20 protein-coding genes are annotated in these 19,236 nt (G+C 68.9%); 16 read left to right on the plus strand and 4 right to left on the minus strand.

What is annotated here, in order from left to right; genetic code table 11:
• Positions 1 to 74 precede the first annotated feature (74 nt).
• On the plus strand, positions 75 to 1,451 hold the full coding sequence (locus AJAP_RS16440) for an APC family permease (protein WP_038512498.1): 1,377 nt from the start codon (positions 75 to 77) through the stop codon (positions 1,449 to 1,451).
• Here AJAP_RS16440 and AJAP_RS16445 read toward each other — a convergent pair whose 3' ends face one another.
• Positions 1,452 to 2,018 carry a helix-turn-helix domain-containing protein gene (locus AJAP_RS16445; RefSeq protein ID WP_037338954.1) on the minus strand — a complete coding sequence of 189 codons (567 nt, stop codon included), beginning with the start codon at positions 2,016 to 2,018 and terminating at the stop codon, positions 1,452 to 1,454.
• 68 nt (positions 2,019 to 2,086) lie between these two features.
• Between AJAP_RS16445 and AJAP_RS16450 the strand changes: the two genes are divergently transcribed.
• The 5 genes from AJAP_RS16450 to AJAP_RS16470 all read left to right on the plus strand — a co-directional run bounded on the left by AJAP_RS16450 (position 2,087) and on the right by AJAP_RS16470 (position 5,287).
• Positions 2,087 to 2,800, plus strand: a complete 714-nt coding sequence (locus AJAP_RS16450) for an AzlC family ABC transporter permease (protein ID WP_037338952.1) — start codon at positions 2,087 to 2,089, stop codon at positions 2,798 to 2,800.
• Positions 2,800 to 3,120 (plus strand): AzlD domain-containing protein, encoded by a 321-nt coding sequence (locus AJAP_RS16455; RefSeq protein ID WP_007034928.1) that lies wholly within the window; start codon positions 2,800 to 2,802, stop codon positions 3,118 to 3,120. Before AJAP_RS16450 ends, AJAP_RS16455 begins: the two co-directional genes overlap by 1 nt.
• A gap of 54 nt (positions 3,121 to 3,174) precedes the next feature.
• Positions 3,175 to 3,804 carry a pyridoxal 5'-phosphate synthase glutaminase subunit PdxT gene (gene pdxT, locus AJAP_RS16460; RefSeq protein WP_038512501.1) on the plus strand — a complete coding sequence of 210 codons (630 nt, stop codon included), beginning with the start codon at positions 3,175 to 3,177 and terminating at the stop codon, positions 3,802 to 3,804.
• A gap of 51 nt (positions 3,805 to 3,855) precedes the next feature.
• On the plus strand, positions 3,856 to 4,605 hold the full coding sequence (locus tag AJAP_RS16465) for a YebC/PmpR family DNA-binding transcriptional regulator (RefSeq protein WP_016334762.1): 750 nt from the start codon (positions 3,856 to 3,858) through the stop codon (positions 4,603 to 4,605).
• A gap of 151 nt (positions 4,606 to 4,756) precedes the next feature.
• Positions 4,757 to 5,287 carry a DUF4262 domain-containing protein gene (locus AJAP_RS16470; protein WP_038512502.1) on the plus strand — a complete coding sequence of 177 codons (531 nt, stop codon included), beginning with the start codon at positions 4,757 to 4,759 and terminating at the stop codon, positions 5,285 to 5,287.
• A 113-nt stretch (positions 5,288 to 5,400) separates the two neighbouring features.
• Here the strand turns inward: AJAP_RS16470 and AJAP_RS16475 are convergent, their stop codons facing one another.
• Positions 5,401 to 5,847 (minus strand): cupin domain-containing protein, encoded by a 447-nt coding sequence (locus AJAP_RS16475; RefSeq protein ID WP_038512503.1) that lies wholly within the window; start codon positions 5,845 to 5,847, stop codon positions 5,401 to 5,403.
• A gap of 76 nt (positions 5,848 to 5,923) precedes the next feature.
• On the opposite strand from AJAP_RS16475, the gene ruvC reads away from it, so the two are divergent.
• From ruvC to AJAP_RS16525, 10 genes are all read left to right on the plus strand, one after another.
• Positions 5,924 to 6,508, plus strand: a complete 585-nt coding sequence (gene ruvC / locus AJAP_RS16480; RefSeq protein ID WP_038512506.1) for a crossover junction endodeoxyribonuclease RuvC — start codon at positions 5,924 to 5,926, stop codon at positions 6,506 to 6,508.
• Positions 6,505 to 7,104, plus strand: coding sequence for a Holliday junction branch migration protein RuvA (ruvA, locus tag AJAP_RS16485; protein WP_038512509.1), 600 nt, complete (start codon positions 6,505 to 6,507; stop codon positions 7,102 to 7,104). Before ruvC ends, ruvA begins: the two co-directional genes overlap by 4 nt.
• 8 nt (positions 7,105 to 7,112) lie before the next feature.
• Positions 7,113 to 8,186, plus strand: a complete 1,074-nt coding sequence (ruvB, locus tag AJAP_RS16490; protein WP_038512512.1) for a Holliday junction branch migration DNA helicase RuvB — start codon at positions 7,113 to 7,115, stop codon at positions 8,184 to 8,186.
• Between the two features lie 145 nt (positions 8,187 to 8,331).
• A complete protein-coding gene (yajC, locus tag AJAP_RS16495; RefSeq protein WP_038512514.1) occupies positions 8,332 to 8,739 on the plus strand; it encodes a preprotein translocase subunit YajC in 408 nt (135 codons plus the stop codon).
• A 207-nt stretch (positions 8,740 to 8,946) separates the two neighbouring features.
• On the plus strand, positions 8,947 to 10,644 hold the full coding sequence (gene secD / locus AJAP_RS16500; RefSeq protein ID WP_038512517.1) for a protein translocase subunit SecD: 1,698 nt from the start codon (positions 8,947 to 8,949) through the stop codon (positions 10,642 to 10,644).
• Positions 10,641 to 11,843, plus strand: coding sequence for a protein translocase subunit SecF (gene secF, locus AJAP_RS16505; protein WP_038512520.1), 1,203 nt, complete (start codon positions 10,641 to 10,643; stop codon positions 11,841 to 11,843). The genes secD and secF overlap by 4 nt, the downstream gene beginning before the upstream one ends.
• 108 nt (positions 11,844 to 11,951) lie before the next feature.
• Entirely contained in the window at positions 11,952 to 12,470 is a 519-nt protein-coding gene (locus tag AJAP_RS16510) for an adenine phosphoribosyltransferase (protein WP_038512523.1), read from the plus strand.
• A gap of 78 nt (positions 12,471 to 12,548) precedes the next feature.
• Positions 12,549 to 14,879: a RelA/SpoT family protein gene (locus AJAP_RS16515; protein ID WP_038512526.1), complete on the plus strand. Its 2,331-nt coding sequence runs from the start codon at positions 12,549 to 12,551 to the stop codon at positions 14,877 to 14,879.
• A 30-nt stretch (positions 14,880 to 14,909) separates the two neighbouring features.
• On the plus strand, positions 14,910 to 15,689 hold the full coding sequence (locus AJAP_RS16520; protein ID WP_037338920.1) for an enoyl-CoA hydratase/isomerase family protein: 780 nt from the start codon (positions 14,910 to 14,912) through the stop codon (positions 15,687 to 15,689).
• Between the two features lie 348 nt (positions 15,690 to 16,037).
• Positions 16,038 to 17,489 carry an amidase gene (locus AJAP_RS16525; protein ID WP_038512529.1) on the plus strand — a complete coding sequence of 484 codons (1,452 nt, stop codon included), beginning with the start codon at positions 16,038 to 16,040 and terminating at the stop codon, positions 17,487 to 17,489.
• Here AJAP_RS16525 and AJAP_RS16530 read toward each other — a convergent pair.
• Both AJAP_RS16530 and AJAP_RS16535 read right to left on the minus strand, forming a co-directional pair.
• Complete coding sequence (locus tag AJAP_RS16530) at positions 17,486 to 18,271, minus strand: aminotransferase class IV family protein (RefSeq protein ID WP_038512531.1); 786 nt, start codon at positions 18,269 to 18,271, stop codon at positions 17,486 to 17,488. The two genes, AJAP_RS16525 and AJAP_RS16530, sit on opposite strands and share 4 nt — an antisense overlap.
• Before the next feature lies 1 nt (position 18,272).
• The gene (locus AJAP_RS16535) at positions 18,273 to 19,130 is read right to left on the minus strand and encodes a peptidylprolyl isomerase (protein ID WP_038512535.1); all 858 of its coding nucleotides are present in this window, start codon (positions 19,128 to 19,130) and stop codon (positions 18,273 to 18,275) included.
• Positions 19,131 to 19,236 lie beyond the last annotated feature (106 nt).

A 19,236-nucleotide genomic window follows, 5' to 3' on the forward strand; every position in this document is an offset into this window, starting at 1 on the left:
GTGGAGGGCCTTTGATGCGTGCTCAACAGTTCTTCGAAGGAGATTCAAGGAACCCACCTTGTAGGAGGTCGGCCGTGTCCACTCCCGCCCTGCGCCGCGGTCTGCGCACCCTCGGCACGCTGCTCATCACGCTTTCCGCGATCAGTCCCGCCTCGTCGGTCTTCATCATCGCGCCGGGGGTGATCTCCGGCGCCGGGACGGGCGCCTTCTACAGCTTCGTGGCCGCCGCGGTGGTCGGTGTGTTCATGGCCTTCGTCTACGCCGAACTCGCGTCGGCCTTCCCGCTGGCGGGCGGCGAGTACGCGATCGTCACCCGCACGCTCGGGCGCCTGCCCGGCTTCGCGGTACTCGGCCTCATGATCATCACGCAGGTGCTCATCGTCGCGGTGATCGCGCTCGGCGTCGGCACCTACCTCGGCGTGCTCCTGCCCGGTGTCCCAGGCTCGGTGATCGCCGCCGTGACCTGCGTGGTCGCGGCCGTCGTCGGGGTGTTCGACATCAAGCTCAACGCCTGGGTCACCGGGATCTTCCTGGCGATCGAGATCCTCGCGCTGATCGTGGTCAGCGCGCTCGGGCTGCTGAACCCGGCGCGCTCGTTCACCGAACTGCTGGCCCATCCGGTCGCCTCGGACGGCGGCCCGGCCACGGTCGGCGCCATCGCGATCGCCACCTCGGTCGCGATCTTCGCCTACAACGGCTACGGCTCGGCGGTGTACTTCGGCGAGGAGACGCAGGACGCCTCGCGCGGCATCGCGCGCGCGATCCTGATGGCCCTCGGCATCACGGTGCTCGCCGAACTGATCCCGGTGACCGCGGTCCTGCTCGGCGCGCCCGATCTGAACGCGCTGTTCACCTCGGAGAACATGCTGTCCTACTTCATCGGTTCGCGCGGCGGCGGCACTCTCGACACCGTGATCGGCCTGGCGGTGGCGCTCGCGATCATCAACGCCGTACTGGCGATCGTGCTGATCAGTTCACGGATGCTGTTCAGCAGCGGCCGCGACCGCGCGTGGCCGTCGCCGGTCAACCGGGCGCTCGCCTCGGTGCACTCGAAGTTCGGGACGCCGTGGGTCGCCACCGTCGGCACCGGGCTGGTGGCCGCGCTGCTCTGCTTCGTCGACCCGAAACTGCTGCTGGTGGTGACCAGCACGTCGATCGTGGCCGTCTACGCGGCGCTCTGTCTCGGCGCGATCGTCGGAAGGCGCACCGGCGCCACCGCGCACGCGAAGTACCGGATGCCGTGGTTCCCGGTCGCGCCGGTGCTGGCGCTGGGCGTCCTGGTGTTCGTGGTCTACCAGAACGTGCTCGACCCGGCGGTCGGACGGCCGAGCCTGATCGTCACCGCCTGCGTCGCCCTGCTGTCGATCGCGTACTACGTCCTGGTGCTGCGGCGGAAGGGCGGCTGGAAGCTGGCCGACGTCACCGAGGAGAAGGCGGAGGAGCCGGCCTGATCAGGTGTACTCGGCGATCTCCACGCCGTACGTACCCGGTTCGAGCGCCTCGAAGATGTGCGGCACGTCGCCGGGGTAGCAGATGTAGTCGCCGGGCAGCAGTTCGATCGGCTCGTCCAGCGGCCCGACCTTGGCGCGGCCCGCGCTGAGGACGATGTGCTCGACGATGCCGCTCATATGCGGATCCGAGAGCCGCGGTTTCCCGGGCTCGGCGCGAATCAGGTACACGTCGCGCCGGGCGCCGGGAGGGCAGGAGCTGAGCAGCGTGCACGCGTAATCGGCGTGTTCGGCGAACACCGTCGGGCCGCTGCCCGAGCGGATGACCTGCACGCGAGGGCGTTCCGGCTCGACCACCCGCGAGAACGGGACGTCGAGCGCGACGCACAACGCCCAGATCGTCTCGACGCTCGGATTCCCGGTGCCGGACTCCAGCTGCGAGAGCGTGGATTTCGCGATGCCCGCGCGTTTGGCGACCTCGGTGAGGGACAGCCCGGTGCGGGCACGTTCCCGGCGCAGGGACATGGCGATGACGTCCAGTGGGGCACCGTCGGACGCGGTCGGGGACATGCGTTCGCTCCATCGGTCGTTGCGTTCGCCTTGACGAACACGGCTGCGTTCGTTCATTGTATGACGCTATGCGTTCGATATGGCGAACAACCACTCGTGTCCTGGGGCGCGATCTTCTCCGTGACATCGGGCTGGTCTGCCTCGCCGACACCATTGTCGGCATCTCCTACGGCGCCATCGCGGTGGGCTCCGGCTTCCCCATCTGGGCGCCGATGCTCCTCTCGGTGCTGGTCTTCGCCGGCGCCTCGCAGTTCATGTTCGTCGGCATCATCGCCGCGGGCGGCAGCCCGGTCGCGGCCGTCGCGGCGGGTCTGCTGGCCAATGCGCGGCATCTGCCCTTCGGCTTCGCGATCGGCGACGTCCTCGGGAAACGATGGTCGTCGAGGGTGGTCGGCAGCCACCTGATGATCGACGAATCCGTCGCGTTCGCGCTGGCCCAGCGCGACGAAGAGCGGCGCAAGGCGGCGTACTGGGTGTGCGGGATCGGGCTGTTCGTCTGCTGGAACGTCGGCGTCCTCGCCGGGGCCTACGCCGGGACGGCGATCAGCGACACCGACGCGTTCGGGCTCGACGCGGCCTTCCCGGCGGTCCTGCTCGCGCTGGTCCTGCCGTCGCTGCGCGACCGCGCCGCCCGGCTGCCGGTGCTCGTCGGCGTCGCCGTCGCGCTGGCCACGACGCCGTTCCTGCCCGCCGGGCTGCCGGTGCTGCTCGCGCTGGTCGGCGTGCTGGCCGGGGTGGCCGCCAAGGAACCCGCCGAACGCGAACCCGAGGGAGTGCACTGATGGATCCGCTGGAACTGATCATCGCCGGCGGTGTGCTCGCCGCCGGGACCTTCGCCTTCCGGTTCGCCGGGCCGGTGCTGAAGGCACGGTTCACCGTCTCGCCCAAGGCCGAGAAGCTGATGGCGCGCTCGGCCGTCGTCCTGCTGGCCGCCCTCGTCGCGGTCGCCGCGCTCACCGAGGGACACGAGTTCGCCGGTTACGCCCGGCCCGCCGGAGTGCTGGTCGGCGGCGTGCTCGCCTGGCGCAAGGCGCCGTTCGCGCTGGTCGTCGTCGCGGCGGCCGCGACCGCGGCCCTGCTGCGGCTGGCCGGGGTCCCCTGACCTGGCCCTTCCCCGAGGCGCCTAAGCTAAGGGGAAGGTCTTTCGGGAGGTCGGGTGGCGATCGCGACGGGGGCACGGCCGGTGGTCGGCGTGCTCGCACTGCAGGGCGACGTGCGGGAGCACGCCGCGATGGTGGAACGAGCGGGTGCGCGTGCACTGCCGGTCCGTCGCGCGAGCGAACTGTCCGAAGTGGACGGTCTGGTGCTGCCGGGTGGCGAGTCGACCACCATGTCGAGGCTCCTGGAGACCTTCGAACTGCTGGAGCCACTGCGCGAGCGCATCGCGGACGGGATGCCCGCGTTCGGCTCCTGCGCCGGGATGATCCTGCTCGCCCGTCAGGCCCTCGACGGACGGCCTGACCAGCGGCAACTCGGCGGGCTCGACGTCGTCGTCCGGCGCAACGCGTTCGGGCGGCAGGTGGACTCCTTCGAAGCCGACCTCGACTTCACCGGTATCGAAGGCGGCCCGGTGCACGCTGTGTTCATCCGCGCCCCGTGGGTCGAAAAAGCGGGCGACGGGGTCGAGGTACTCGCCAGTGTCCCCGAAATGCCGGGCTCCGAGGACGCGGCCGCTAGGATCGTCGCGGTCCGGCAGGGGGCGGTACTCGCCACGTCGTTCCACCCCGAACTCACCGGGGACGAACGCGTGCACAGGCTGTTCGTCGACCTCGTGCGGCAGGCTTAAGCAAAACCGACACTGTGCTCAGCGGCGGGCACAGGAGTAGATGGAGGAGAGATGAGCGGCCACTCCAAGTGGGCCACCACGAAGCACAAGAAGGCCAACCTGGACGCGAAGCGCGGCAAGCTCTTCGCCCGGTTGATCAAGAACATCGAGGTGGCGGCCCGGACCGGCGGTGGCGACCCGGACGGCAACCCGACGCTCTACGACGCCATCCAGAAGGCCAAGAAGAACTCGGTCCCGCAGGACAACATCGAGCGCGCCCGCAAACGCGGCGCCGGTGAAGAGGCCGGTGGCGCCGACTGGCAGACCATCACCTACGAAGGCTACGGCCCGAACGGTGTGGCCGTCCTGATCGAATGCCTCACCGACAACAAGAACCGCGCCGCCATGGAGGTGCGCACCGCGCTCACCCGGAACAACGGCTCGCTCGCCGACCCGGGCTCGGTCGCCTACATGTTCAACCGCAAGGGCGTCGTGATCATGCCCAAGGGTGACGCCGGCGAGGACGACGTCCTCATGGCCGTCCTCGACGCGGGCGCCGAAGAGGTCAACGACCTCGACGAGAACTTCGAGATCGTTTCGGAGGCCACCGACCTCGTCCCGGTCCGGAAAGCCTTGCAGGAGGCCGGTTTCGAGTACGAGTCCGCGGATCTCACCTTCCTGCCGTCGGTCAGCGTCCCGCTGGACGTCGAAGGCGCGAAGAAGGTCTTCAAGCTCATCGACGCGCTCGAGGATTGCGACGACGTGCAGAACGTGTACGCGAACTTCGATGTGTCCGACGAGGTCATGGCCGAGGTCGGCTGACGGTTGCTCGCGCCGACGTGCAGAACGTGTACGCACTGCGCCGGATTCCACGTGTCCGACGAGGTCATGGCCGAGGTCGGCTGATCGATTTTCCCGCCATGCCGCGGAAAATCGGTCCCGGGACTAGGTACGGGCGCTCGCGTGGGGCACAATGTCGCGCGTGACGACCTCCGAAGCCGATGCCCTCACCGCCGAAGAAACCGAACTGATCCAGTGGATCGAGTCGCAGGCGCAGGCGAGAGGGAACGCGGTCATCGCGGTCGACGGCGACGAGAACGACGCGCCCTTCTGCTTCACCGCGTGCGCCTGGGCGCTGCACAACGTGGCGGAAGCGGTCGTGATCGGACTGCCCGGGCACATGGGGCCGGTCCTTCTCGACGCCTACGTCGACCGTGCGGCCGCCGGCGAGATCTTCGAGGTCGGCAAGCGCTACGACGATTTCTTCGAGGGCGCGCCGGTGGTCTTCGAACGGGTCGCGAAGGGGCACTATCCCGAGTACTTCGGGAGCGCGTTCCTGATCTACCCGGACGGGGACTTCCCAGCGCTGCAACTGATCGTCGCCACGCCGGACGGCCACTTCCCGTGGCATCCGGACGCGCCCGAGGGCTTCGCGCGGTACCAGCCGGTACTGACCGAATCCGGTGACCCGGAGAGCTGGACCCCGGGCGTCGACGGCCCCTGAGCCACCGCTGCGCGTGCTATGAAAGGTCCTTTCCTTGCAAATTTTGCAAGGAAAGGACCTTTCATAGCGTTCGGGGCACCTGCGTCCACGCATTCAGAGGACTAATTGCGGGGTCACCGAAGCCAGGGCGCCAGGTCTTCCGTCGCGTCGGGCCACTCGGCGGCCAACGCGGCCGCCGACCGGAACTCCACGCTGTCGTCCGTATAAGGCGGCACGACCACGGTCCCGACCAGGCTCCACTCACCGGTACTCACCGACGCCTGCCAGACCCCGGCGGGCACCACCACCTGCGGACGTTGACCGGCCGCGACGTCCGGCCCCAGCACCGGCCGCGAAACACGTCCGCCGGGGAACAGCAGCAGCATCCGCACCGGCGCGCCGGCGTGGTGGGCGTAGATCTCCAGGCGGTCCAGCCGGTGCGGCGCCGAGGTTTCCGGTGGCGCGAGCAGGTAGTAGATCGCGGACGCGGTTTCGTCGCGCCAGCTCTGCGCCCAGCGGCCGCCCTCCACGGGCAGCGGCTGAAGACCCAGATGGGCGGTGAACTCGTCGGGACTCGGCATGTCCTCATCTTGCCCGGACCCTGCTCCGGGTAGCCTCGGATCTCGAACTGATGTTCGCCGGAGCGGAGGAAAACGCGTGCGGGTACTCGGGGTCGACCCCGGTCTGACCAGGTGCGGGCTCGGGGTGGTCGACGGCGGCACGGGCCGCACCGTCCGCCCGGTGGCCGTCGACGTCGTGCGGACCTCGCCGGACGCCGATCTCGCCGTGCGCCTGTTGGGGATCTCCGACGCGGTCGAGCGCTGGATGGATCGCTACAAACCCGAGGCCGTCGCCGTGGAGCGGGTTTTCGCGCAGCACAACGTGCGCACCGCGATGGGCACCGCGCAGGCGGGCGGCGTCGTCGCGCTCGCCGCGGCCCGGCGCGGGCTGCCGGTCGTGTTCCACACTCCGAGCGAGGTGAAGGCCGCCGTCACCGGCTCCGGTCGTGCGGACAAGGCACAGGTCACCGGTATGGTCATGCGGCTGCTCGGCCTCGAGGTCAAACCGCATCCGGCGGACGCCGCGGACGCGCTCGCGCTCGCCATCTGCCACTTGTGGCGCGAGCCGATGCGCGTCCGGCTCGCCGAAGCCGAGGCCAGGGCGGCCGAGATCGCCAAGAACCACAAGGCCAGGCTCGCCGCCGCGGCCAAAGAAGCGAAAGCGCAAGGAGCGGCTCGATGATCTCCTCGGTACGCGGTGAAATCCTCTCCATCGGTCTCGACCACGTCGTGATCGAGGTCGGGGGAGTGGGCTTCGCCGTGCAGGCCACCCCCGCCACCCTCGCGACGCTTCGCCGCGGAGAGCAGGCGATGCTGCACACCGCGCTCGTGGTCCGTGAGGATTCCTTGACGCTGTTCGGTTTCGCCGACGCGGACGCCCGCGAACTGTTCGGTCTGCTGCAGACGGTCTCCGGGATCGGGCCGCGGCTCGCGCTGGCGACCCTCGCCGTCCTCGATCCCGACAAGCTGCGGTCCGCGCTGGTCGAAGGCAACATCACCGTGCTCACCCAGGTGCCCGGCATCGGCCGCAAGGGCGCCGAGCGGCTCACGCTCGAACTGCGCGACAAGGTCACCGCGCTCGCGGGCCCGACCGACGGGTCCCCGGCGGTCGTCGCGCCCGGTGCGCTGCGGGGGGAGGTCGTCGAGGCGCTCGCGGGCCTCGGCTTCCCGGCCAAGCAGGCCGAACAGGCCGTCGACAAGGTGCTCGGCGAGGGCGACGGCCACACGACGTCGTCCGTGCTGCGCGCCGCGTTGGCCACCCTCGGGCGTAAGCGGTAACCGGCCACATGGACTATGAGGCCGTGACGGAGTTCGAAACCGACGAGACGCTCTCGGCGCTGCCGCAGACGGGCGAACGCGAGGTCGAGACCACGCTGCGCCCGCGCAAGCTCGACGAGTTCGTCGGCCAGCCGCGGGTGCGTGAACAGCTCGAACTCGTCCTGGAAAGCGCGCGGCGCCGCGGTGTCCCACCCGACCACGTCCTGCTCTCGGGCCCGCCGGGACTGGGCAAGACGAGTATGGCGATGATCGTCGCCGCCGAACTCAACGCCGCCATCCGCATCACCTCCGGTCCCGCGCTGGAACGCGCGGGCGATCTGGCCGCGATGCTGTCCAACCTGGCGCCCGGCGACGTCCTGTTCATCGACGAGATCCACCGGATCGCCCGCCCCGCCGAGGAGATGCTGTACCTCGCGATGGAGGACTTCCGCGTCGACGTCGTCGTCGGCAAGGGCCCCGGCGCCACCAGCATCCCGCTGGAGATCGCGCCGTTCACGCTGGTCGGGGCCACGACGCGGTCCGGTTCGCTGACCGGTCCGCTGCGCGACCGGTTCGGCTTCACCGGCCAGATGGAGTTCTACAGCGACGCCGAACTGGAACTCGTCGCCCGCCGCGCCGCCACGATCCTCGACATCGACATCGACCGGGACGGCTGCGCGGAGATCGCCCGCCGGTCCCGCGGCACACCCCGGATCGCGAACCGGCTGCTGCGCCGGGTGCGCGACTACGCCGAGGTCCGGGCCGACGGCAAGGTCACGCGCAAGATCGCGCGTGCCGCGCTGGAGGTCTACGACGTCGACGAACTCGGCCTCGACCGGCTCGACCGCGCGGTGCTGACCGCGCTGGTCCGCTCCTTCGGCGGCGGCCCGGTCGGCGTGTCGACGCTGGCCGTCGCGGTGGGGGAAGAACCGACCACCGTCGAAGAGGTGTGTGAGCCTTACCTGGTCCGCGCCGGTATGCTCGCCCGCACTCCTCGCGGCCGGGTCGCCACAGCGGCCGCGTGGGAGCACCTCGGCCTGCCGGCCCCGGCCGGTGCCACGCGCGGCGATCAGGGCGGCCCGAACCTGTTCGACCAGGACTGAACGGACCGTTCACGCGGTTCGAGGCCCGTGGTGACGACGGGTGGTGGTGGAGTTTCCGCTGGCACCTGGCACACTCGGGGAGAGCACACCCCGCCAAACCGGACAAAACAGCGCACCGCGCGGCGTCCGCTCGAAATGGAGAATCATGAACCAGTTATTGCTGCCGCTGCTCCTGATGCTCGTTGTGGCGATTCCGCTCGTCATGGGCACCCGTAAGCAGAAGAAGGCGGCGGCAGCGCAGCAGGAGCTGCTCTCGAGCCTGGCTCCCGGTGACCGGGTGATGACCACCTCCGGTCTCTACGCGACTGTCGCCGACGCTTCCGCCGACACCACGATCGACCTCGAGATCGCCGAGGGCGTCGTGACCACCTGGCTGCGCCAGGCCGTCCGCGAGAAGGTCGAGCCGGCCGTCGAGACGGACGAAGACGCCACCGACTCCACCGACACCGACGAGGTCGTCGAGGCGCCGGTCGTCGAGTCGAAGGACGACGAGCGCGTCGAGGAGAAGTCGGGCGCGCAGATCGCTCCTCCGCTGGAGCACGGCAAGAAGTAGCGGTTGTAAGGCCATCCCCGACACCAGACTTTCGTAGGTGCGGGGCCAACGCCGGGCTCACGCAGCACCGAGTAGTGTCTCGGTGCTGCGTGCGTGTCCGTCGTCATAGTCGTGCTCGTTCGCGGTACCGCCGGGCTCCCGTCCGGATGAGTGAACAGCCAAGTCCATTGGGGAAAAACCCAGTCCGTCCGAGGAGACCGAAGCACAGTGGCCGCACCGGCCGGGCATCTCCGCCCGGGACGCTATCTCGCCTTCTTCGCCCTGATCGTGGTCGCGCTGTACGCCCTGGTGTTCTTCACCGGTAGCGGCAAGCCGACGCCGAAGCTCGGCATCGATCTGCAAGGCGGCACGAGGGTCACCCTGTCCGCCCGAAACCCCGACGGCGGCGACCCTCCGCGAGAGTCCCTCGAACAGGCCCGCTCGATCATCGAGCGCCGGGTCAACGGTATCGGCGTCAGCGGTACCGAGGTCGTCCTCGACGGCAGCAACGTCGTCATCACCGTCCCCGGTGAGCAGGGCGACCAGGCCAAGACCCTCGGCAAGACCGCGAAGCTGGGCTTCCGGAAGGTCGTGACGTCGCAGCCGGTGACCCCGGTCCAGCAGCCGACGGCCCCGCCCGCTTCCGGCACGCCGTCTTCGGCACCGCCGTCCTCGCCGGGTGTGAGCGCCCCGCCGAGCAGCCCGGCCAACGGTGGCGGTGGCGCCGCCGGCGCGCCGCAGCAGCAGCCGGGCGCGGACTCCGACGAGCAGACGAAGAAGGAGATCGAGAACGCCCGGAACCTCCGGCAGAACCCCGATCTTCTTTCGACGGACCAGGCGAAGCAGGCCGCGGCCGCCGAGAAGGCCTTCGCGGCCCTCAACTGCGACCCCAAGGTGTCGGACCCGCTGGTCGGCAACGACCTCACCGACAAGCCGCTGGTCGCCTGCGGTGACAAGAACACCATGAAGTACCTGCTGGAGCCGGAGTTCCTCCCCGGAACGGAGATCTCCGACGCCTCCTCGGGCTACGACACGCAGAACTCGCAGTGGGTCGTCAACCTGAACTTCAAGGGCGAGGGTTCCCGGATCTGGGGCGACTTCACCTCGAAGAACGTCCAGAAGCAGGCGGCGTTCGTCCTCGACACGCAGGTCGTCTCCGCGCCGACCATCCAGTCCGCGATCCTGGGCGGACAGACCCAGATCACCGGCCGGTTCAGCCAGACCGAGGCGAAGGACCTGGCGGACGTGCTGAAGTACGGCTCGCTGCCGCTGTCGTTCGAGTCCTCGGACGCGACGACGGTGTCCGCGACGCTGGGTCTCGCGTCGCTGCAGGCGGGCCTGATCGCCGGTGGCCTCGGCCTCCTGATCGTGTTCATCTACTGCTTGTTCTATTACCGGCTGCTCGGCGTGCTGACGATCCTGTCGCTCGCCTTGTCGTTCTCGCTGGTCTACGCGGTACTGGTGCTGCTGGGGCGGTGGATCGGGTACACCCTCGACCTCGCCGGCGTGGCGGGCCTGATCATCGCGATCGGTATCACCGCCGACTCGTTCGTCATCTACTTCGAACGGTTGAAGGACGAGATCCGGGAAGGCAGGACGTTCCGCTCCGCGGTGCCGCGAGGCTGGTCTCGTGCCCAGCGCACGATTCTGGCGTCGGACGCGGTCAGCTTCCTCGCCGCGGCCATCCTGTACTGGCTGGCCGTCGGTGAGGTCAAGGGCTTCGCGTTCACGCTCGGCATGTCGACGGTCCTCGACCTCGTCGTGGTCTACCTCGTGACCCACCCGCTGGTCTCGATGGTGTCGCGGTCGAAGTCGAAGTTCCTGTCCAACCCCAAGAACCTCGGCCTCGGTGCCGTTCAGCAGGTGGGCTCGGAGCGTAAGGCGGCCCGTCCGGCCGCCGGCCGCCCGAACGTCAAGGAGGCGTGACCGTGGTCGACGAAAACACCACCACCGCGGGCAAGCGCGACAGCATCTTCCGCCGCCTCTACGTGGGCACGGGCGCGTTCGACGTGGTCGGCAAGCGCAAGCGCTGGTACCTCTTCTTCGGCGCGCTGGTGCTGGTCTGCATCGCGTCGATGGGGATCAAGGGCTTCAACTTCGGGATCGACTTCGAAGGCGGCACCCAGATCCAGCTGCCCGCCAACGGCAAGAACGGGCAGATCAGCGAGCAGCAGGCCAAGGACGTCTTCTCCGAGGCGCTCGGCCGCCCGGCCGACGAGGCGCAGAAGGTCGGCAGCGGCGCTTCGTCGACCATCCAGCTCCGTTCGGACACCCTGGACGCCGCCGAGGTCGCCAAGATCAAGGAAGCGCTGTTCCGCGACCTCGGCCCGATCGGGTCCAACGGGCAGCCGAGTGTCCAGGCCATCAGTGACAGCGCGGTCAGCGCGTCCTGGGGCGGGGAGATCTCGCGCCAGGCGTTGATCGCGCTCGGGGTGTTCCTCCTGGCGGTCACGCTGTTCCTGGCGTTGTACTTCGACACCAGGATGGCCGCCGCGGCGCTGATCTCGCTCCTGCACGACATCGTGGTGACGGCGGGTGTGTACTCGCTGATCGGCTTCGAGGTCACGCCGGCGACGGTGATCGGTCTGCTGACGATCCTCGGGTTCTCGCTGTACGACACGGTGGTGGTGTTCGACAAGGTCCGCGAGAACACGCGTGGCCTGCTCGGGCTCACCCGCCGTACCTTCGGCGAGGCCGCCAACCTGGCGCTGAACCAGACGCTGATGCGGTCGTTCAACACGGCGTTGATCGCGATGCTGCCGATCCTCGGCCTGCTCGTCGTCGGGTACATCCTGCTCGGCTCGGGCACACTGCAGGACCTCGCGCTGGTGCAGCTCACCGGCACCCTGGTCGGCGTGCTGTCCTCGGTCGCGCTGGCCACCCCGCTGCTGGTGGACCTGAAGATGCGTGACCCGAAGTTCCGTCAGCAGGCCGACCGGGTCGCCGCGCGGCGCGCGAACCAGGCCCGCAAGGCCGCCGAGCGCGACGACGACTTCGACCCGAACGACGAGGACGCGCTGGCCGCCGAGCTCCGCAAGGAGAAGGCGTACGCCGCGGCGGCGAGCGTTCCCGCGCGGAACCAGAAGGCTCACAAGGGCCGTCCGTCGGGTAAGCGCAAGAGGTAATCCCGGCCGTCGAACGCTAGGAAAGGTCCTTTCATTGCAAAATTTGCAATGAAAGGACCTTTCCTAGCGTTCAGGGACCCGGAAGCACGACTGGAGAGCAGGAAGCACATGGAGCTGGCCAAGGCACTCGACCTCATCGCCGACGTACCGGACTTCCCGGAACCCGGCGTGCTGTTCCGGGACCTGAGTCCGCTGTTCGCCGACGCGGCGGGCTTCAAGGCCGTCACCGACGGGCTGGCCGCCACCGTCGATCCCGAGGTCGATCTGCTGGCCGGGGTGGAGGCGCGCGGATTCCTGCTGGCCGCCGCCGTCGGCTACGCCCGTGGCCTCGGTGTCGCGTTGATCCGCAAGCCGGGCAAGCTGCCCCGCGTCGCGGGCAGGGTCGGTTACACGCTGGAGTACGGCACCGCGACCGTCGAATTGCCCGAAGGTGTCGTCGTTCCCGGCCAGCGTGTCGCGATCCTCGACGACGTCCTCGCCACCGGTGGCACGGTCGCGGCGACCTGCAAACTGCTGGAAGACGCGAAGGCGCAGGTCACCGGTGTTTCGGTGGTCATGGAACTCGGCGCGCTCGGCGGTCGTTCCGTGCTCGAGGGGCGTCGTGTGGAGGCCCTCCGGGTGTGTTGACCGGGCGCACCAAGTGAGCCGCCAGGGGGAGCGGTTACCCTTGATGTCCGAAGGCCGCACGAAGCGCAGGAGGTGCGGGTGAGCCAAGAGCTCGATGCCGCGGTGTCCTCGAAGGACGGCACCGAGCAGAACGGTGCGGCGCGACAGGGGGCGGCGCCGACACCGTCCGCGACGCGCCGCGTGCGCGCCCGCCTCGCCCGCCGGATCACCGCGCAGCGCGCCGCGCCGGTCAAGCAGGTTCTCGAACCGCTCGCCGTCATCCACCGCGAGCTGCATCCCAACGCGGACCTCGCGCAGCTCCAGCGCGCGTACGACGTCGCCGAAGAGCTGCACCGCGAGCAGCGGCGCAAGTCCGGCGACCCGTACATCACGCATCCGCTCGCCGTCGCGACCATCCTGGCCGAACTCGGCATGGACACCACGACGCTGGTCGCGGCGTTGCTGCACGACACCGTCGAGGACACCGGCTATTCGCTGGAAAGCCTGAAGGCCGACTTCGGTGAGAAGGTCGGCGAGCTCGTCGACGGCGTCACCAAACTGGACAAGGTCAAACTCGGCACGGCCGCCGAGGCCGAGACCATCCGCAAGATGGTCATCGCGATGGCGCGCGACCCGCGCGTGCTGGTCATCAAGCTGGCCGACCGGCTGCACAACATGCGCACGATGCGCTTCCTGCCGCCGGAGAAGCAGGCCCGCAAGGCGCGCGAGACCCTCGAGGTCCTCGCCCCGCTGGCGCACCGGCTCGGCATGGCGACGGTCAAATGGGAGCTGGAGGACCTGGCCTTCGCCATCCTGCAGCCGAAGAAGTACGACGAGATCGTCCGCCTGGTCGCCGATCGCGCGCCTTCGCGCGACACGTACCTGCGGTCGGTGATCACCGAGCTGACCGGCAATCTCGAAGGCTCGCGGATCACCGCCAAGGTCGAGGGCCGCCCGAAGCACTACTACTCGATCCACCAGAAGATGATCGTCCGTGGCCGCGACCTCGACGACATCCACGACCTGGTGGGCGTGCGGATCCTGGTCGAGGACGTCCGTGACTGCTATGCCGCGATGGGCGTCGTCCACGCGCTGTGGCAGCCGGTCCCCGGCCGGTTCAAGGACTACATCGCGCAGCCTCGTTTCGGTGTGTACCAGTCGTTGCACACCACCGTGATCGGTCCAGACGGCAAACCGCTGGAAGTCCAGATCCGTACCTACGAGATGCACCGCACCGCCGAGTACGGCATCGCCGCGCACTGGCGGTACAAGGAGACCAAGGGCACCCACAACGGGAACGCCATGGACGTCGACGAGATGGCGTGGATGCGCCAGCTCCTCGACTGGCAGCGGGAAGCGGCGGACCCGGGCGACTTCCTGGAGTCGCTGCGCTACGAACTCGCCTCGCGCGAGATCTTCGTGTTCACGCCCAAGGGTGACGTGATCACGCTGCCGGTCGATTCGACGCCGGTGGACTTCGCCTACGCCGTGCACACCGAGGTCGGCCACCGGTGCATCGGGGCCCGCGTCAACGGCAGGCTCGTCGCGCTCGAGCGCAAGCTGGAGAACGGCGAGGTCATCGAGATCTTCACGTCGAAGGCCGAGACGGCGGGGCCGAGCCGCGACTGGCTGCAGTTCGCCGGTTCGCCCAAGGCGCGCGCGAAGATCCGGCAGTGGTTCGCCAAGGAACGCCGTGACGAGGCGATCGAGGGCGGCAAGGAGGCCATCACCAAGGAGGTCCGCAAGGTCGGCCTCCCGATCCAGCGGCTGGTCTCCGCCGAGTCGATGGGCGCGGTCGCCACCGAACTGCGGCACCCGGACATCAGCTCGCTGTACGCGGCCGTCGGCGAGGGGCACACCAGCGCGAAGCACGTCGTGCAGCGGCTGGTCGCGCTCATCGGCGGCGTCGACGAGGCGGAGGAGGAGCTCGCCGAGCGCGCGACCCCGTCCACCGTCACCCGCCGCCGCGGCTCGAACGACGTCGGCGTCGTGGTGAAGGGCGCCAGCGACATCTGGGCCAAACTCGCCCGCTGCTGCACGCCGGTGCCGGGCGACGAGATCCTCGGTTTCGTCACGCGCGGCGGTGGCGTCAGCGTGCACCGGACCGACTGCACCAACGCCGACGACCTGCGGGCCCAGCCCGAGAGGCTGGTCGAGGTCGAATGGGCGCCGTCGGCGTCTTCGGTGTTCCTCGTCGCGATCCAGGTCGAGGCGCTGGACCGGCACCGTCTGCTCTCCGACGTCACGAAGGTGCTCGCGGACGAGAAGGTCAACATCCTGTCCGCGTCGGTGACGACGTCGCGCGACCGGGTCGCGGTCAGCCGGTTCTCGTTCGAGATGGGCGACCCGAAGCACCTCGGACACGTGCTGAAGGTGGTCCGGGGCGTCGAAGGCGTTTACGACGTGTATCGGGTCACTTCGGCTTCGTGACCGCCGGTGGGTCCCGGCTACAGTCCGAGGATGACTGACGGGTTCGAATTCACTCGCGACGGCGAGGTCGCACGGCTGACGTTCACCAGGCCGGAGAAGATGAACGCGATCACCTACGGGATGTGGTCGGCGATCCCGGACGTGGTGGCGCGGGTGGAGGCGGACCCGGCGATCAAGGTTCTCGTGCTGACCGGCGCGGGCGCGCATTTCTCGGCGGGCGCGGATATCAGCGAGTTCCGGGACCTGCGGTCGACCGCCGACGCTGCCGAGACCTACGACAAGGCCGTCGACGGGGCCGTGGCGGCGCTGACGGCGTCGCGGAAGCCGACGGTCGCGATGATCCAGGGCAATTGCATCGGCGGCGGATGCCAGATCTCGGTCGCCTGCGACTTCCGGTTCGCGGCGGAGGGTTCGCGCTTCGGTATCACGCCGGCGAAGCTCGGGATCGTCTACCACTTCGACTCGACACGGCAGCTCGTCTCACTGGTCGGCGCCGCGAACGCGAAGTACTTCCTGCTCTCGGGCGAGCTCGTCGACGCGCGGCGGGCGCGGGAGATCGGGCTGCTCAACGACGTCTTCCCGGCCGACGAGCTGGAGGCCTCGACGGCGAAGTTCGTCGAGACGCTGGCTTCGCGTTCGCAGGCCTCGGTGCGCGGGATGAACCGGATCATCGAGAAGATCGTGGCGGGGCAACAGGAATCCGACGCCGAAGTGGACGAGATCCGGCTCGGTGCGCTGCATGGCGAGGACTATGCCGAAGGGGTGGCGGCGTTCCTGGCGCGGCGGCCGCCGAAGTTCACTTATCGCTGAGGCCACGCTTCATCGGTGTTCCGTGAAGGCCTCCTTGAGGGACCCAGGGTCCCTCAAGGAGGCCTTCACGGCTTTCGCGCCCAGATGGCGGTCCGCACGTGACCCCGCCGGCGACCATGTCGCGAAAGCCACTTTCGCGACATCAGATGTCCCGAAAGTGGCTTTCGCGGCACTTCGGACGGCGTTCCGTGTGGACAGTCGCGGTGGCACCACTTCTGCTTCGAATATCGTCCCGAAAACCCTTGTGGCATCCCGCTTTCTGTGCCTCCGCGGCTCGTTTCCCATCGGCGGCCTTGTTGCGCGAAGAAGTTTTTTATGGCTTGAGCCAGAGGTGTTTATGGTCGTTTCATGGAGTGGAAATTTCAGACGGCCGAAGAGCTCACGACCGCTTTGCGTTCCGGTGAAGTGACGTCGGCGGAGCTGACCGACGAGGCGATCGCCCGGATCGAACAGGACGACAAGGCGATCAACGCGATCTGCGTGCCGGACTTCAACCGGGCGCGGGCCGCCGCGCGTGATGCCGACCAGGCGCGCGCCCGCGGCGAGGATCGGCCGCTGCTCGGGATCCCGGTGACGGTCAAAGAGTCCTTCAACATGACCGGCCTGCCCACGACCTGGGGAATGCCGCAGCACCAGGACTTCATGCCCGCCGAAGACGCGGTGCAGGTGTCGAGGCTCAAGGCCGCCGGGGCGGTGGTGCTCGGGAAGACCAACGTGCCGTTGGGGCTGCAGGACATTCAGACGTTCAACGAGTTCTACGGCACCACGAACAACCCGTGGGATCACGATCGCACCTCGGGCGGGTCGTCCGGCGGATCGGCGGCGGCGCTGGCGTCCGGCTTCGGCGCGCTGTCCATCGGCTCCGACCTCGCCGGCTCGTTGCGCACCCCCGCGCATTTCTGTGGTATCTACGCGCACAAGCCGACGGTCGGGCTCGCGGCGACCCGCGGTATGGTCCCGCCGCCGGCGCCCGCCTTGCCGATCGACCTCGACCTGGCCGTCGCCGGACCGATGGCACGTACCGCCCGCGACCTCACGCTCCTGCTCGACGTCATGGCCGGGCCGGACCCGTTGACACACGGGATGGCGTACGAGGTGAAGCTGCCGCCCGCGCGCCATGAGCGGCTCGGCGACTTCCGGGTCTTGGTGATCGAGGACCATCCGCTCATCCCGACCGGGGCCGCCGTGCGGGCCGGCGTGAACCGGGTGGCCGACGCGCTGGTCGACGGTGGGGCCCGCGTCGAACGGTACAGCCCGTTGTTCCCCGATCTGACCGAGTCCGCGACGCTCTACACGCAACTGCTGTTCTCGAGCACGGTCGCGCGTTTTCCCGTCGAGGCGTACGAGCAACTGCAGGCCAGCGCGGCCGGGCTGAGCGCGGACGACCGGAGTCTCGACGCGGCTCGGCTACGTGCCATGGTGTTCACCCACCGCGACTGGCTGGCGGTGTACGACCACCGCGAACGGCACCGTCACGGCTGGCGGCAGCTGTTCGCCGAGTTCGACGCGGTGGTCTGCCCGATCACGCCGACCCCCGCGTTCCCGCATGATCACGGTCCCGATCTGCTGGGCCGCAAGCTCGACATCGACGGTGTGGAGTATCCGTACTTCGACCAGCTCGTCTGGGCGGGCGTGGCGACCATGCCCGGTCTGCCCGCCACCGCGGTGCCGACCGGCCGGTCCGCCGAGGGCCTGCCAGTGGGAGTGCAGCTCATCGGTCCGGCGTTCGAGGACCGCACCCCGCTGCGGCTGGCCGAACTGCTCGAGCAGACGATCGGCGGCTTCCAGGCGCCGAGCTAGATCTCGTCCCAGGGATTGCTGTCGTACGCTTCGGCGAGGATCCGGCCCGTTTCCGGAGCGTACGACAGCTCGACGTCGTCCACCGACGCCACCGGCCAGCCGACCGACTCCGAATTGGTCAGGAACATGGCGTCGAACTCCGGCAGGTCGGCGGGGCGGACGTCGCGGATCTCCTGCGGGATCCCGTTCCGCTCCAGGCCGCGTCGCACGAGCTGCTGGGTGATGCCGTCGAGCACCGGGGCCTGCGGCCAGACCACCGTGCCGCCGTCGAGGAACCCGACGTTCCAGATCGACGCTTCGCTGACCCGGCCGTCGTAGTCGATGAACAACGCGTCGTCGTATCCCGCCAGCTTCGCCTCACGCGCGTGGTGAAGGAGTCCGAACGTGCCGACGTGCTTGACCTCCGGAAGCACCCGTTCGTAGCGCACGGACCGCAGGCGCAGCGGCGTCATCTCGTGCTCCTGGGGTGGCCCGGTCCGCACGAGGACGTCCGGCGCCGCGGGCGCGCCGGGATCGGACCAGTCCATCGCGCGGGAGAAGATCAGCACCCGCACCGAAAGAGCGCCCTCACCCCGTACGGCTTGCCGTACGTACTCGCGCACCGCGTCGGTGTCGAGGTCGCTGCCGAACATGCGCCGCGTGCTCGTCACGAGGCGGCGAAGGTGGACGTCCAGGCCGCGGACCTTGCCGTCGCGGACCTGCATCGCGGTGAAATGGCCGTAACCGAACGCGCCCGCCAGGTCTTCCGACCGGGCGGGCGCGCCGTTGATCTCCAGCTTCACGTCAGGCGTTGACCGTGACGCCGGTGAACTTGACCTCGGTGTTGGGCGGGCCGGTGCCGTCGCCGTTGCCTGCCTGCGCGTTCGCGCCCGCCTTGGCGACCTTGTCGAGCACCTTCAGGCCCTCGTCGGAGATGCTGCCGAAGACCGAGTAGTCCGCGGGTAGTTCGGCTTCGCCGTAGACCATGAAGAACTGGCTTCCGCCGGAGTTCGGCTGCTGCGTCTTCGCCATCGCGAGGATGCCGCGGCCGTACTTGATCTCCTTGAACGCCTCGTCCGGCATGGTGTAGCCCGGGCCGCCCATGCCGCTGGCCTCGGGGTCACCGCACTGCAGCATCTGCAGGCCGGTGGTGCCGAGCCGGTGGCATTTGGTGTCGTTGAAGTAGCCCTGCTGGGAAAGGCTGATGAAGCTCTGCACCGCGCACGGGGCGAGCGCCCGGTCCAGCGTCAGCGGGATGTCACCCGCGGTGCTCTTCAGCACGACGTTCACCGTGCCGTTCGAAGAGACGTCCTTGCCTTCCGGCTTGTTCACCTTCTTCGAAGCCTGCTTGCTGGCGTCGTCCTTGTAGTCGCAAGTCACCGGGTTCGCCAGCGGCGTCGGCCGCTTCGGCATCGGAGTGCGCTCCGTGGGGATGGTGACCTCGGGGGTCGGAGGAGCCGAGCTCGGGGAAGCGTCGGAGGCGGCATCGTCACCACTGTTACTGCTGACGATCCACCACACCGCGCCCGCCACGATGGCGACGACGCCGACGACCGCCACCGAGCCGACGATCCTGCGCCGCTTGGCCTTCTCGGCCCGTCGCACGATCTGTCGCTCGAGCTTGCGCTTCGCGGCTTCGCGGCGCTGCTGGTTGGTCGGCACCCGCCCTCCCGGTTTCCACTCGATGTCACACGTCTGAGGTAGCGGGAGTCTATTGGCACAGCCTGTGAGGCCCCCGTACAGGGGCCGCTAGGCTTACTTGATCGTG

The sequence above is a fragment of the Amycolatopsis japonica genome, from assembly GCF_000732925.1.
In the GTDB taxonomy this organism is placed as follows: domain Bacteria; phylum Actinomycetota; class Actinomycetes; order Mycobacteriales; family Pseudonocardiaceae; genus Amycolatopsis; species Amycolatopsis japonica.